The following is a 14986-nucleotide window of genomic DNA, read 5'->3' on the forward strand; positions in this document are numbered from 1 at the left end:
TATGTCTCACCGCGATACGCTTTTTTCCGCGCCGATTGCCAGCCTCGGCGACTGGACCTTTGATGAACGGGTTGCTGAAGTCTTCCCCGATATGATCCAGCGTTCTGTGCCTGGCTACTCCAATATCATCTCGATGATCGGCATGCTGGCTGAGCGCTTCGTTCAGCCCCACACCCAGGTTTACGATCTTGGCTGTTCGCTGGGCGCCGCCACTCTTTCCGTGCGCCGCAATATTAGCCACCCGGGCTGCCGCATTATCGCCATCGATAACTCCCCGGCGATGGTGGAGCGCTGCCGTCGCCATATTGACGCCTATAAAGCACCGACGCCGGTCGAGGTGATTGAAGGAGATATCCGCGATGTGACCATTGAAAACGCCTCGCTGGTGATCCTGAACTTTACCATTCAGTTCCTTGAGCCGGGCGATCGCCAGGCGATCCTCAATAAAGTCTATCAGGGGCTGAATCCCGGCGGCGCGCTGGTGCTCTCGGAGAAATTTAGCTTCGAAGACGCCCACGTCGGCGAGCTGCTGTTCAATATGCATCATGACTTTAAGCGCGCGAACGGCTACAGCGAGCTGGAGATCAGTCAAAAACGCAGCATGCTGGAAAATGTAATGCTGACCGACTCTGTGGAAACCCATAAAAAACGCCTGCGTCAGGCTGGGTTCGAACATGCCGAACTGTGGTTCCAGTGCTTTAACTTTGGCTCGCTGGTGGCAGTAAAATCCGGGGAGCAGGCATGATCGACTTCAGTAACTTCTATCAGCTGATCGCCAAAAGCCCGCTGTCTCACTGGCTGGAGACGCTGCCTGCCCAGGTAGCCGCCTGGCAGCGCGAGGCCCTACACGGCAAGTTTCGCGAATGGGAGCGCGCCGTTGAGTTTCTTCCGGAATTAACGCCCTGGCGTCTGGACCTCCTGCACAGCGTCACCGCCGAAAGCGAAACGCCGCTCAGCGAAGGCCATCGGCTGCGGATAGAAAATCTGCTGAAAAACCTGATGCCATGGCGCAAAGGGCCTTATTCGCTGTACGGCATCAACATCGATACCGAATGGCGCTCCGACTGGAAATGGGAGCGCGTCCTGCCGCACCTGTCCGATCTTAGCGGACGAACCATCCTCGACGTGGGCTGCGGCAGCGGCTATCACATGTGGCGGATGATCGGCGCCGGCGCGCATCTGGCGGTCGGCATCGATCCCACCCAGCTGTTCCTGTGTCAGTTTGAAGCGGTACGTAAGCTCCTCGGCAACGACCAGCGGGCGCATCTCCTGCCGCTGGGCATCGAGCAGTTGCCGGCACTGGAGGCCTTCGACACCGTGTTCTCGATGGGCGTGCTCTACCACCGCCGCTCGCCGCTGGATCATCTGTGGCAGCTGAAAGATCAGCTGGCGCCGGGAGGCGAGCTGGTGCTGGAGACGCTGGTGGTCGAAGGGGATGAAAATACGGTGCTGGTTCCGGGCGACCGTTATGCGCAGATGCGCAACGTCTATTTTATCCCCTCGGCGGCGGCCCTGAAAATGTGGCTGGAGAAGTGCGGATTTATCGATGTGCGCATCGTCGACGCCTGCGTCACCTCGACGGAGGAGCAGCGGCGCACAGAATGGATGACCAGCGAATCGCTGGCCGATTTCCTCGACCCGCGGGATCAGCGCAAAACCGTGGAAGGCTATCCGGCGCCATTACGGGCTGTGATCATTGCCACTAAACCGGAAACCCAGCAGTCGCTGGCAAAAAAAGCGAGATAAAAAAAGGCCCCTGTTTAATGGGCAGGGGCCTGGTACGGGCAATCATCATATTGGGCGACATGATGTGCAGCAAAAACCGTTTAACTTCTGTTAGCGGAAATTATCTTTTTCATCTCCGCCACCGCTGCGCCATTCACGGCGTAGCGTCTGTATTCGTCCGCATCGGGATCGGCTGACATCGAAACGCCTGGGTGACGAAAGCGCATTTCCGATGGCAACCACTGGCCTGCAGAGCTATGAACCTCTTTCACCCCCGCCTGCAGAAACAGCGGCAGGTTCGCGGCGCGCACTCCCGCACCGGCCATAATGATTGGAGTATCCCCTGCGGCAATAAGTTCCGTAATTAATGAAATACCTTTCTCCGCCGAGGATTGCTGACCGGAAGTCAGGATACGTTTAACCCCCAGCTCACCCAGAGTCTTCCAGGCCTGACGCGGGTCGGCGCACAGATCGAACGCGCGATGAAAGGTCACCGCCAGCGGCCCGGCCGCAGCCATTATTTTTTTCATCCGCGGGATATCGACCTGACCATCGACATCCAGTACGCCGGTCACCAGCCCGGGAAAGCCGAGCTCCCGCACCATGCGGATGTCGCTAAGCATCGCGGCGAACTCCTCTTCGGTATAGCAGAAGTCGCCGCCACGCGGGCGGATAATCGGATGCACCGGGAGAGTAATCGCCTCGCGGACCGAGACCAGCACCCCGTAAGAGGGGGTTAATCCCCCTTCCTGCGGCGCGGCGCAGAGTTCAATACGATCGGCGCCGCAGCGCTCAGCTTCCCTGGCGCACGCCATGCTGTAACAACAAACTTCCAGTACCGCCATTCCTCACTCCCTGATCCAGACAACTTTCTTAGCATGTCATGATTTCACGCGGCAGACGCCGCGCAGCTTCACACTGTTACGTATCGGCTTGCTCGCTGGCGACGATTTGTTCAATAGACCACGGATGAAATTTGACCGTCACGCTGCCGTCGGTGACCGCCAGGGTGGGATTAGGCAGGCGCTCGTGTTCCCCTTTCGGCGAGCTGGTTTTGACGACGATCCCCGGCTGGCTGAGTCCGTCATCGGCCAGCAGCGCCAGAGCGCGGGCATTCAAGGTAGCCGGATCGCCGGGCAGGACAATTTCGATATGCTCCCAGCCTTCATGGGGATAGCGCTTTTCACCCGGCCACGGCAGCTCAACGATATGGAAGCGCCAGTGCGCCACGCAGACCGGCTCCGCCAGTTTAAACAGGCAGATAGGCCGGCCGTTGATTATATTCTCCGACAGCAGAGTGCCGCACTGCGCCAGACCGCTGCGCCAGCGCTCCGCGGTAGTGTTCTGATGACAGCGCAGGGAGATATGGTCGGCGTCGAGTCCGCCGATCTCCAGTCCCAGTCGCGCAGCGAAGCGCTGCAGCGCATCGGAAAATCGCGGGAGATCCGCCGTAATATCGGCCAGTTGTTCAATCTGCTGCCAGTTCGCCATGGGTTTGCTCGTCAATTAGGTTCGTCAATAATAAAAAGGCTAATCTACCGTGTTTCCGGCCGCGGACCAACCGCCACCCTGCCGCTGCGTGACTGACCGGCGATGGATTGCCCACGCCGCCGGGCCGCGCGCGATGCTGACGGACGGGGACAAATGCAGTATACTCCCGCCCTAATTTGTCCACATTCCGGCGCCGCCTCCCTCGGGGGCTGGCGCATTACACGTAAGGTATTCCGGTGAATATTCAGGCTCTTCTCTCAGAAAAAGTCAGCCAGGCCCTGATCGCGGCAGGCGCGCCTGCCGATTGCGAACCTCAGGTCCGCCAGTCAGCAAAAGTTCAGTTCGGTGACTATCAGGCCAACGGCGTGATGGCTGTCGCCAAAAAACTGGGCATGGCGCCGCGACAACTTGCAGAGCAGGTACTGTCTCATCTTGACCTCAACGGCATTGCCAGCAAGGTTGAAATCGCCGGGCCGGGCTTTATCAATATTTTCCTTGACCCCGCGTTCCTGGCGGACAACGTCAACCGCGCGCTGCAGTCCGAACGCCTGGGCGTCGCCACGCCACAGGTACAGACCATCGTCGTCGACTACTCGGCGCCGAACGTGGCGAAAGAGATGCACGTCGGCCATCTGCGTTCGACCATCATTGGCGATGCCTCGGTCCGTACCCTGGAGTTTCTTGGCCATAAGGTGATCCGCGCCAACCACGTCGGCGACTGGGGCACCCAGTTCGGCATGCTGATCGCGTATCTGGAAAAACAGCAGCAGGAAAACGCCGGTGAGATGGCCCTGGCCGACCTCGAAGGTTTCTATCGCGAAGCGAAAAAACACTACGACGAAGACGAAGCCTTCGCCGAGCGCGCACGCAGCTACGTGGTTAAGCTGCAGGGCGGCGATGAGTACTTCCTGCAGATGTGGCGTAAGCTGGTCGACATCACCATGTCGCAGAACCAGATCACCTACGATCGCCTGAATGTGACGCTGACCCGCGATGACGTGATGGGCGAAAGCCTGTACAACCCGATGCTTCCGGGGATCGTCGCCGATCTGAAAGCCAAAGGGCTGGCCGTTGAGAGCGAAGGCGCCACCGTGGTGTTCCTTGATGAGTATAAAAACAAGGAAGGCGAACCGATGGGCGTCATCATCCAGAAAAAGGATGGCGGCTACCTCTATACCACCACCGATATCGCCTGTGCGAAGTATCGCTATGAAACGCTGCACGCCGACCGCGTGCTCTACTACATCGACTCCCGTCAGCACCAGCACCTGATGCAGGCGTGGACCATCGTGCGCAAGGCAGGCTATGTGCCGGACTCCGTGCCGCTGGAGCACCATATGTTCGGCATGATGCTGGGTAAAGATGGCAAGCCGTTTAAAACCCGCGCCGGCGGCACCGTTAAGCTGGCGGATCTGCTGGACGAAGCGCTGGAGCGCGCGCGTCGCCTGGTGGCCGAGAAGAACCCGGAGATGTCCGCTGATGAGCTGGAAAATCTGGCGAAAGTGGTGGGTATCGGCGCGGTGAAATATGCCGACCTGTCGAAAAACCGCACCACCGACTACGTTTTCGACTGGGATAATATGCTGGCGTTCGAAGGCAACACCGCGCCGTATATGCAGTATGCCTATACCCGCGTGCTCTCCGTGTTTCGCAAAGCCGGCATTGATGAAAACGCCCTCACCGACGCGCCGGTGGTAATTGCGGAAGATCGCGAAGCCCAGCTGGCCGCGCGCCTGCTGCAGTTTGAAGAGACCCTCTCCGTGGTCGCTCGCGAAGGGACGCCGCACGTGATGTGCGCCTACCTCTACGATCTGGCGGGCCTGTTCTCCGGTTTCTACGAGCACTGCCCGATCCTCAGCGCGGAGAGCGAAGCGACCCGCAACAGCCGCCTGAAGCTGGCGCTGCTGACGGCGAAAACCCTCAAGCTGGGTCTTGATACCCTCGGTATCGAAACCGTCGAGCGTATGTAAAACCAACCCGGCGAAAGCCGGGTTAGTTTTTTCAGGCGCCGCGCCAGCGGGCTCTCTTGTTCAGAAATACTTGCGCAGATACTCGGTCAGACAGAGGATCGCCATCGCCTGGCCGTAGGGCATCGAGGTGAGTGGGATCTGGCGATAGAAATCGAGGTCTGACCCCATTCCGGTGCCAAAGGAAGTCTGCAGCAGCTCCCCCTGCGGCGATATATTCTGCACAATTCCGCGAATCGCTTTTTCTGCCACCCCGGCATAGTGCTGCCCGACATATCGCTTGCGCACCGCTTTAAGTATGCCGTAGGCAAAGCCGGCGGTCGCCGAAGCCTCAGGATAAGAGTGCGGGTCGTCCAGCAGGGTATGCCACAGGCCGCTGTCATCCTGGCATTTCGCTAAAGCGGCAATTTGCGCGTTCAGCACCTCGGTCAGATAGCGCCGTACCGCATTCCCTTCCGGAAGATCCACTAACTCAAGAAAATCCGGGATCACCATGGTGAGCCAGCTGTTGCCCCGTGCCCAGCGCGCCCGGGCAAAGTTATGCCGACCGTCATAGCTCCAGCCGTGAAACCACAGCCCGGTTTCCCGGTCCATCAGGTTCTGCACATGAAGCAGGAACTGATAGGTCGCCTCCTCCACATACTGCGGACGGTGAAGCAGCTTGCCTATTTTGGCTAACGGCAACACGGTCATCATCAGCGTGTCATCCCACATTTGCTGGTGGTTCTCTTCCGCCAGGGTGATGTGCTGCATACCGCCCTGCTCGGTACGCGGCATCTCATACATCGCCCACTCCGCCCAGCTCTCCAGCCACGGCAGATACGCCTTACACCCGGTCTCTTCAAAGCGATAAGCCAGGGTCAGAAACGGCGCCATGGTGTTGACGTTTTTGGTCGTTGCCCCCTCGGCGAAGCGGTCGGCAAACCAGCGGTCGATGATATCGCGCATCTCGATATCGCCGGTTTGCTGATAATACTGATAGATGCCGTACAGTCCGACGCCGTGGGTCCACTCCCAGCCGGCCCAGCCTTTGGTATCAATAACGCGCCCGTCATCCAGGCGCAGTAAAAATTGCCCGCTCTCATCTTTAATATTCACCAGGTTTTGCGTCACGTTGCGGATCAGCGCCTGCAGTTCGCTGCGGGCGATAAAACGCTCAGGCTGACAGAGTAATGGGCTATGTTTGACCGGCCAAACTTTCATGTTGTTAACCTCGGGTATATGTCGAATTCAAAGCGCCGCCCTGGGTGAGCGCCGGGGCAGCAGGTTTATGACGATTCAGATAGCCAATATTGTTATTCCCCCACAGGCAGTCGTAGGGCATCCCCGCCAGCATCTCGACCACCGCGCGGTGTTCTGCACTGGTCAGCTCCGGCCGGGCGTGACCGCTTTCGCGCATTCTGAGGGTTTCGCTGCGCAGGACGCTGTGGGTATGCAGATTGAGTTTGAAGCGCAGTGAAACGAGGAAACCGCAGGCTAACACCACCAATGTACCGACGCTGAGGATCAGCAGAATGGTATGGCTGACCCCTTCAGGCTGTATTTTTTGCCCGGAGACAAACCCCGACAGTTGCATAATGATGCCCACCAGCATCACCGCCCCCGCCTGCGAGGCTTTGCGGGTCAGGGTCATGATGCCGGCAAAAATCCCCTCTCGGCGCTGGCCGGTGATCGCTTCGTCGACGTCGGCGATATAGGTGTAGGTATTCCACGGCACGTAGTTAATCCCGCCGCGTCCCAGTCCGGCGACAGCAGAGATGAGCAACAATAATGAATAGACGTCGCTCAGTCCGGCGTAATAGAGCAGCGCATAGGAGAGCGAACTCAGGCCAAAGAGGACCACCACCATGCGGTACGACGGCGCGGGGCCAAAGCGAATGCACAGCGGGATCATGGCGATCACGGCAATAAACTGGAAAATCGCCATCGTCCCCAGCAGATTCGAGGCGACAGAAGCTTCCTGCATCAGAACAAAGACCACGTAATAGGTAAACACGGCATTGAAGACGTCCTGGGCGATATAGCCCCCCAGATACATGCCGAGGTGCTGGCGGAAAATTTTTATCCGCAGCGTAGAGCTCAGCTCAATCACCAGGCGATTGAGGCTCTGGGCGAGAGTGAGGTTCTGTTTTTCCGCTTCCGCCCGCAGCGCCGCCTCTGACCAGGCCTCACGCGGCCGCTCCCAGGTGAAACACCAGACGAAGGTCAGCATCACCGCGCACAGGACCGAGAACACCAGACTGGCATAAAAGAACGAGCTGGCATTGTCTTTGCCGAGCCAGGTAAGGAGGATCCCCGGCAGAAAGGAGGCTAAAATCGCCGACATTTGCGCCATTGAGATGCGCGCGCCGGAGAATTTGGTTTTCTGTTTAAAGTCATCGGTCATCTCCGGCACCAGCGTCTCGTAGGGCACCAGAATCATGGTGTAGACCATATCAAACAGCAGATAGGTGACCAGGTAGTACCAGAATCCCATCTCGCCGACCCACATCGCCGAGTAGCTGAATACGCAGGGGATGCCGAGCAGAATAAAGAATTTTCTGCGGCCGAAGCGCTTGCCGAGCCAGGTGGTGCCGAAGTTATCGGTGAGAAAGCCCATCAGCGGGCTCACCACCGCATCCAGTACGCGGGCGGAAGCGAATATAAGCGTGGCTTCTATCGGGGAGAGTCCGCAGAAGGTGGTGTAAAAGTAGAGCAGCCATGCGGCGGTTAGCGCCGTGGTGCCGGCGCCGAGGAAATCGCCCGCGCCGTAGGCCAGGTAGTTAGCCAGTCCAATCTTTCGTGTTTTCATCGCCGTGATCCTGTGTCTTTTTTTAAGAGAACGCCGACAATCTTTCCGGATTTGCCACCGGAAGGGAGTGGGTACCTGGCTACACTAAAAGCAGTGAAACGACGTTACCTTTGTGTTTTTGCCACGGAAGAACCGCCGATGGCAAAATGACAAAGAGACGATGTCTCAACTTCACTCATTTATAAAACAGCATTTCTTTTAAATAAAAAATTAGGTTCATTTATGTGATCTTGTCGGGAAAACGCGGACTGGCGAAGAGCGTCGCAAATCCCGGGATCGGCCCTTGCGTAGCCGGGTAAACAGGAGTAAAGAAGGAAAGAAAGGGTTATTCCGCGTATCTCAAGGAGGCCAGATGCCTTATTCACATCTGCTGGTTGCCGTCGCGCCAACGCCGGAGAGTCAGGTATTAATTAAAAAAGCGGTGTCAATTGCCCGCCCCGTGAACGCGAAAGTGAGCTTTATCACCCTCGCCACGGATCCGGAGCTGTATAACCAGTTCGCCGCGCCGATGATGGAAAACCTGCGCGAGGTGATGCAGGAAGAGACGCGTGATTTTCTCAACGAGCTGGCGCGTCACGCGGACTACCCGATAGAAAAAATGACCATCGCCTGCGGCGAACTGGGCCATCATATTAAGGACTTCTGCCGGTCACACCAGGTCGATCTGGTGATCTGCGGCAATCATAATCATTCCCTTTTTTCGCGCGCCACCTGCTCGGCGAAAAATATCGTCGGCAGCTGCGGCGTCGATGTCCTGCTGGTTTCCCTTGAAAAGGGCTAACGCCGGTTAGCCCTTTTCCTGAACTAGGCCAGTTTAGGGAACGTGGCTATCTTCCCCCGCAGGCGGCTCTCCTCGCTGCGCGGCGAAATATGCTGCAGATCGTCGACAAAGCGCGCCTGCCAGTTATGAATATCATTTTCTCTGATCACATCCAGCATCGCGGAATGACGGGCAATACGTTCCGCCAGCGGCATGCTTAGGGCGCGATCCAGCGCGGCGGCAACCTCGTCGCGATCGTAGGGATTGACGATCAGGGCGCTGTTCAGCTCCTGCGCCGCGCCGGCAAACTGCGACAGGACCAGTACGCCAGGGTTATCCGGATCTTGCGCCGCCACGTATTCCTTCGCCACCAGGTTCATGCCATCGCGCAGCGGCGTCACCAGCCCAACGTCAGAGTAGCGGAAGACCTTCATCAGCAGCTTACGATCAAAATGCTGGTTCAGATAGTAAAGCGGAGTCCAGCCAAGCTGGCCGAACTGGCCATTGATGCGTCCGGCTGCGGTTTCCAGCTGGTGGCGGATATCCTGATAGGCCTGCACATCGCCGCGGGACGTCGGCGCGATCTGGGTATAACGGATCTTACCGTGATGCTGAGGATACTTTTCGAGCAGCGTCTCATAGGCGAGGAACCGCTCCGGCAACCCTTTCGAGTAGTCAAGGCGCTCCACCGAGAAGATATTCTTCACGTTTTTGAGCTCGTTTTTCAGCTGGACCAGCTTCGGCGGCAGCGGACCTTTGGCATTGCGCGTAATCTCGTCCGGATCGATCCCTATCGGATAAACCTCGGTGCTAAACGCTTTACCCCACGCCTGATAGCGTTTGTCTCCGAGGTCGGAGAGTCGGGTCTGCATGGCTATGCTGTCGAGAAAGGCGGTTCTGTCGCTTTCAGTCTGGAAGCCCAACAGATCGTAGTCGCACAGTTGCTCCAGCAGCTCAGCGTGCGGCGGTAGCGCGTTAAAAATCTCCGGCGTCGGGAAAGGAATATGCAAGAAGAAGCCGATGCGGTTGTTGACCCCGCGCTTGCGCAGTTCGCTGGCGAAGGGCAGCAGATGGTAATCATGGATCCACAACGTATCATCTGGCTCGATCAGCGGTAGAAGCTTGTCCGCCAGCATGGCGTTAACTCGCTGATATCCCTCCCAGGCTTCGCGCTGGAAGCTGACCAGATCAAGACGATAGTGGAAGGCCGGCCACAGCACGGCGTTAGAGAACTGGTTGTAGTATTCATCATGGTCACGTTCGTTAAGGTTGAACGATGCCCATGAAATATTTCCGCGGGAGACCTGCTTCAGCGGCTGCTGGTCATCGCCAATTTCGCCGCTCCAGCCAAACCACAGACCCCCTGCCGCTTTCAGTGCCCCCAGGATGCCGACGGCCAGACCGCCAGCGCTCGATTTTTTATCGTCCGGTAAGGCGATACGGTTAGAGACTACGACTAAACGACTCATGGTCATCCCTCCTTTCGGTTTGCGCGTCATACGCCAGATGTTGCAACCACGTCCTTACGGCGGCGGCATCCGCCAACCGCCAGTGCGCCTGAGTTTCCCCGGCGCCAACTTTTATCGACATTCCCTGCAGTTGATTCACCACGCTGAATCCCGCCTCGTCGGTCAAATCATCGCCGACAAAAACCGGTTCGCGACCGGCAAACGGCGCTTCCTGCATGAAGGCAGTGATCGCCTCCCCTTTGTTGACACCGCGGGGTTTAATCTCCACCACGCACTTGCCAAGCTGCAGCGCCAGCAGCGGGTAGCGCTGAACAATGCGCTGCGCCAGCTCCAGCACTGCGGTCTGCTGCTGCGGGGCCTGACGGTAGTGCAGCGCGAAGGCCATCTCTTTACTCTCCAGCTCGCACCCGGGGAGCGCCTGCAGTGCCGAGCTCAGCTCAGCCGCGATTTCATCCCGCAGGGCCGACGGCAGAGAGACAATATAGGTTTTACCATTGATATCACGGCGCTCGGCCCCGTGAACGCCGGCCAGCGGTAGCCGCCAGGGATGGGTCAGCGCGTCAAGTTCAGCCATTGAGCGCCCTGAAATCAATGCCACCGCCCCGCCCTGCTGCCGGGCCAGCGCGTTGAGCGCCTGCAGCGTGTTGTCGGGTATCACCACCTGATCGGGGTGCGGCTGGATATCGGCAAGAGTACCGTCGAGGTCAAAGAAAAAAGCGTAGTTTCCGGTTAGCGCAGGCGGTACAGATATCTGGTTATCCACCCTGTTTCCTCCTTATCATGGCCAGCCGAAGCTGGTTGTTAATTATATGTTAGCCATGTAAGTATAGACAGTGTGACCAACCTCGCCATTTTTGATAGATACCGCCAGCGAAACGGGCGCTGGCGGCAATTACTCTGTAGACTTAAAAGTTATGCCTGAAATCAGGCCGCACGTTTGGCTTTTTGTTTGTAACGGTCAAAGATCACCGCCGCCAGCAGGATGACCCCGCGCACGACGTATTGCGAGAACGGCGAGATGTTAAGCAGGTTCATCGCATTCTCCACGGTCCCGAGGATCAGGATCCCGGCCACCACGTAGGAGATCTTGCCGATCCCGCCCTTCAGCGACACCCCGCCCAGCACACAGGCCGAAATAACAATCAGCTCATAGCCAATCGAAGTCATCGGCTGGCCGCTGGTCATTCGCGACGCCAGGATAATCCCCGCCGCGGCGGACACCAGACCGGAGAGCACAAAGATAATAATCTTGGTGCGCACCACCGGAACGCCGGCCAGACGCGCCGCCTCTTCATTGCCGCCTATAGCCAGCGTATTACGGCCAAAGGTGGTTTTGTTTAGTAATAATCCGAAAACCACCAGGCAGGCGACCGTCAGCCAGATCGGCGCCGGCAGACCAAACCAGTTGGCGTAACCGAGGGTGAAGAAGCGCTCATCTTCGATGCCCACCGCTTTACCGTCGGAGATAATGTAGGCCAGGCCACGGACAATCTGCATAGTGGCCAGCGTGGTGATTAGGGCGTTGATCTTCAGACGAGCAATGACAAAGCCGTTGACCAGGCCACTGACTGCCCCCAGCAGCAGACCGGCGGCAATCCCCAGCCACAGGCTTTCGCTCAGGTTAATCACCACCGCGGTAGTGACCCCGGCACAGGCGATAACCGACGCCACCGACAGGTCGAAATCGCCGGAGGCCAGGCAGAAGAGCATGCCGCAGGCCACCATCCCGGACATCGAGATCGCCAGCCCCAGCCCCTTCATATTGACGAATGAGGCAAAGTTAGGCACAAAAATTACGCAGCCGATAAACAGCACCGCAAACACCACCAGCATGCCAAACTGATCCCAGATACGGGCGAAGCTAAAGGCAGAGCGGGTAGCGCCGGACGTAGTCACTGATGACATCATTTACTCCTTACTCAGGCGACAGCCTGACTCACTTTTGGCATCGCAAGGCTTAACGCCTGCTGTTCATTGGCTTCTTCATGCAGCAGTTCGCCGGCGACTTGCCCTTCACGCATCACCACGATGCGGTCGGCGACGCCCAGCACTTCCGGCAGGTCGCTGGAGGCAAATACCACGGCGACACCGGCGGCGGCGAGGCCATATATCACGTTGTAAATTTCATGTTTGGCGCCGACATCGATGCCGCGGGTGGGCTCATCGAGCAGGATCACCTTCATCTCTTCCGACAGCCAGCGGCCAAGGATCGCTTTCTGCTGGTTGCCGCCAGACAGGTTCATGATCAGCTGTTCCGGGCCCGGCGTTTTAATGTTCAGCGACTGGATATGCTGATCGGCGTTGTCCGCCTCCCAGGCGTTGTTGATCAGGCAGCCGGCGTGGATATGCTTGCGCCGGGCGCTGATATTGATATTGTCGCGCACGGAGTGAACCGGAATAATCCCCTCCGCTTTACGATCTTCCGGACACAGCATCATCCCGGCCTGGATGGCCTGGGCCGGTTTGCGGATGTCGACGGGCTGGCCATCGATATACACCTGACCGCCGGTGATCCGCGTCCCGCCGAACAGACCTTTCATCAGTTCGCTGCGCCCGGCGCCCACCAGCCCGAACAGGCCGACGATTTCGCCACTGCGCACCGAGAGGCTGACCGGCGTGCGCACGCCCGGGGCTTTGACCTCCTCCAGACGCAGCCGCTCTTCGCCATAGGGACGAGGTTTCCAGCCGTAAATATCACCCAGATTGCGCCCGACCATCGCCTGGACCAGCGCGTCGTGGCTGACGCTCGACATATCGTCAAAGGTGCAGACGTAGCGACCATCCTTAAAGACGGTGATGGCATCGCTGAGGGCAAAAATTTCTTCCATCCGGTGTGAGACATAGATGATGACCCGCCCCTCCTCCCGTAGCTCGCGGATAACGCGAAACAGATTGTCGATCTCCCGGGCGGAGAGCGAGCTGGTCGGTTCATCGAAGGCGATAATCTTGGCATTACGCGCCAGCGCTTTGGCAATCTCCACCATCTGCCACTGGCCTATAGAGAGATACTTCAGCGGCGTCTCCGGGTCGATATCCAGCCCCAGATGCTCCAGCTGCAGACGGGCCTCATAGTTGAGCAGCGAGCGGTTGACGATGCCGCCTTTGTGCGGCAGCTGGCCAAGATAGATATTTTCGGCGACGGTCATCTCCGGGATCAGATGCAGCTCCTGATAGATAATCGCCACGCCGGCGTTGAGCGCCGCCATCGTATTAGTGAACGCCATCTGCTGGCCGCCGATCTGCAGGTGGCCAGCGGTGGGGGTGTAGTTACCGCTGAGAATTTTCAACAGCGTCGATTTGCCTGCGCCATTTTCGCCCATCAGCGCGTGGATCTGTCCTGGGTAGCAGTCAAAACTGATATCGGACAAGGCCTTTACGCCAGGGAACGTCATGGTGATGCCGCGAAATGAGAGATAAGGGGTAGACTGTTGCATAACGACTCCGCTCTTCTGCACTCAGCCCCCGCCGCGGCGGGGGCCAGTTCAACCGGGCTGTTACAGCCCTTTTTTCGCCAGCTCTTCTTTGAAGTTATCGCGGGTAATCAGCACCACATCGGTCACCGCAGTGAACTTCGGCGGCTCAACGCCCTTGGTGACCCAGTTGTAGAGCATTTCACTGGTTTTATAGCCATGGATGTCCGGGCTTGGCAGCAGGGAGCCATAGAAGCCGGTCGGCTGCGCCTTCGACAGTTCGTTGACGGCATCCACGCCGTTGATGCCAATACCAATCACATCCGGCGCTTTAAAGCCCTGCCCTTCTGTGGCACGCACGCCGCCAAGCACAGTGTTATCGTTCATCCCAACGATCAGCCAGTGTTTCACCTGCGGGTGCTGGACCAGCATTGAGTTACCGGCGTCAAACGCCCCCGGGATATCGTTAGATTTTGTCGGAACGCGGTAGATTTGCGCTTCCGGGAAGCCGGCCGCCTTCAGGGCATCGATGGAGCCGGTGGTGCGACGACGGGCGGTGTCCAGCTCATCGGCGGTGATGGCCATCACCGCAGTGTCTTTGACATCCCAGCCGCGTTTCTGCATTTCTTTATACAGCTCCTGTCCCTGGCGGGCGCCAATTTCGCTGGCCGCCATCATCACCAGCGGCACGCTCTCCATCGGTTTACCTTTGGCGTTGACGAACTGGTCATCGACGGTAATCACCTTCATGTCATAGCCGCGTGCTTTAGCGACTATCGCCGAGCCGAGCTTAGGATCGGGGGTACAGATGACAAAGCCCTTCGCGCCGCTGGCCGCCAGGCTATCGATGGCGTTCAGGGTTTTCTCACCATCCGGTACCGCTATTTTAATGACGTCAAAGCCTAAATCTTTTCCTGCTTTATCAGCAAATTTCCACTCGGTCTGGAACCATGGCTCTTCCGGCTGTTTCACCAGAAAACCTAATTTAAGGTTTTCCGCCATAGCTGATTGTGACATAACCGCTGCGAGACCAATGGCCGCCAGCGCTTTAGTAAATTTGTGCATGGTAAACTCCAGCTTTAATTCGCTTTCATGTAGGGAAAAATCGGAATTAACTTTTTTATCAGCATCAAAACAAGGCATTAGAAAAATCGCATCCCCTACTGCCGTTGTTAGAGTAGTAATACCCGGAAATTATTTCTCCATACGAGAGCATTATCACATCGCGGAATTACAGTAATTGCGTACATAGATTTAGCAAAAAAAGACATAAAAAAAGACATAATTGTCATACAATTTAACCAGTGAATAGCAGGATCATCTATACCACCAGCAGGCTTATCCTTGTGATGTCAGTGGGTGTTTAACAGAGG

General features: G+C 57.5%; 13 protein-coding genes. 4 read left to right on the forward strand and 9 right to left on the reverse strand.

Annotated features, from left to right (window positions below):
• Position 1 precedes the first annotated feature (1 nt).
• Positions 2-745, forward strand: coding sequence for a carboxy-S-adenosyl-L-methionine synthase CmoA (gene cmoA / locus KHQ24_RS17375; RefSeq protein WP_057216066.1), 744 nt, complete (start codon positions 2-4; stop codon positions 743-745).
• Positions 742-1746, forward strand: coding sequence for a tRNA 5-methoxyuridine(34)/uridine 5-oxyacetic acid(34) synthase CmoB (cmoB, locus tag KHQ24_RS17380; RefSeq protein WP_017900222.1), 1005 nt, complete (start codon positions 742-744; stop codon positions 1744-1746). Before cmoA ends, cmoB begins: the two co-directional genes overlap by 4 nt.
• An 80-nt stretch (positions 1747-1826) precedes the next feature.
• Here the strand turns inward: cmoB and cutC are convergent, their stop codons facing one another.
• Together cutC and KHQ24_RS17390 are read right to left on the reverse strand one after the other, a co-directional pair.
• A complete protein-coding gene (gene cutC / locus KHQ24_RS17385) occupies positions 1827-2570 on the reverse strand; it encodes a copper homeostasis protein CutC (protein WP_023318626.1) in 744 nt (247 codons plus the stop codon).
• A gap of 76 nt (positions 2571-2646) precedes the next feature.
• The gene (locus tag KHQ24_RS17390) at positions 2647-3216 is read right to left on the reverse strand and encodes a VOC family protein (RefSeq protein ID WP_049092170.1); all 570 of its coding nucleotides are present in this window, start codon (positions 3214-3216) and stop codon (positions 2647-2649) included.
• 236 nt (positions 3217-3452) lie between these two features.
• Here KHQ24_RS17390 and argS point away from each other — a divergent pair, with 236 nt between their 5' ends.
• Entirely contained in the window at positions 3453-5186 is a 1734-nt protein-coding gene (gene argS / locus KHQ24_RS17395; protein ID WP_004203428.1) for an arginine--tRNA ligase, read from the forward strand.
• 60 nt (positions 5187-5246) lie between these two features.
• Here the strand turns inward: argS and KHQ24_RS17400 are convergent, their stop codons facing one another.
• Positions 5247-6386: a glycoside hydrolase family 88/105 protein gene (locus tag KHQ24_RS17400; RefSeq protein ID WP_048295108.1), complete on the reverse strand. Its 1140-nt coding sequence runs from the start codon at positions 6384-6386 to the stop codon at positions 5247-5249.
• A gap of 4 nt (positions 6387-6390) precedes the next feature.
• Complete coding sequence (locus KHQ24_RS17405) at positions 6391-7974, reverse strand: MFS transporter (RefSeq protein WP_017900226.1); 1584 nt, start codon at positions 7972-7974, stop codon at positions 6391-6393.
• A gap of 352 nt (positions 7975-8326) precedes the next feature.
• Between KHQ24_RS17405 and uspC the strand changes: the two genes are divergently transcribed.
• Entirely contained in the window at positions 8327-8755 is a 429-nt protein-coding gene (uspC, locus tag KHQ24_RS17410) for a universal stress protein UspC (RefSeq protein ID WP_004203433.1), read from the forward strand.
• Positions 8756-8778: 23 nt separating this feature from the next.
• Here the strand turns inward: uspC and otsA are convergent, their stop codons facing one another.
• The 5 genes from otsA to KHQ24_RS17435 all read right to left on the reverse strand — a co-directional run bounded on the left by otsA (position 8779) and on the right by KHQ24_RS17435 (position 14678).
• On the reverse strand, positions 8779-10203 hold the full coding sequence (gene otsA / locus KHQ24_RS17415) for an alpha,alpha-trehalose-phosphate synthase (protein ID WP_004203435.1): 1425 nt from the start codon (positions 10201-10203) through the stop codon (positions 8779-8781).
• Positions 10178-10966 (reverse strand): trehalose-phosphatase, encoded by a 789-nt coding sequence (gene otsB, locus KHQ24_RS17420; RefSeq protein ID WP_004203436.1) that lies wholly within the window; start codon positions 10964-10966, stop codon positions 10178-10180. The genes otsA and otsB overlap by 26 nt, the downstream gene beginning before the upstream one ends.
• Positions 10967-11127: 161 nt before the next feature.
• A complete protein-coding gene (gene araH / locus KHQ24_RS17425; RefSeq protein ID WP_004203438.1) occupies positions 11128-12108 on the reverse strand; it encodes an L-arabinose ABC transporter permease AraH in 981 nt (326 codons plus the stop codon).
• A 14-nt stretch (positions 12109-12122) separates the two neighbouring features.
• Positions 12123-13637: an L-arabinose ABC transporter ATP-binding protein AraG gene (gene araG, locus KHQ24_RS17430; protein ID WP_043520582.1), complete on the reverse strand. Its 1515-nt coding sequence runs from the start codon at positions 13635-13637 to the stop codon at positions 12123-12125.
• 60 nt (positions 13638-13697) lie between these two features.
• Positions 13698-14678, reverse strand: coding sequence for an arabinose ABC transporter substrate-binding protein (locus tag KHQ24_RS17435; protein ID WP_004203441.1), 981 nt, complete (start codon positions 14676-14678; stop codon positions 13698-13700).
• Between the last annotated feature and the right edge of the window lie 308 nt (positions 14679-14986).

It is taken from the genome of Klebsiella sp. 54 (assembly GCF_018223875.1).
GTDB classification, from domain to species: domain Bacteria; phylum Pseudomonadota; class Gammaproteobacteria; order Enterobacterales; family Enterobacteriaceae; genus Klebsiella; species Klebsiella quasipneumoniae.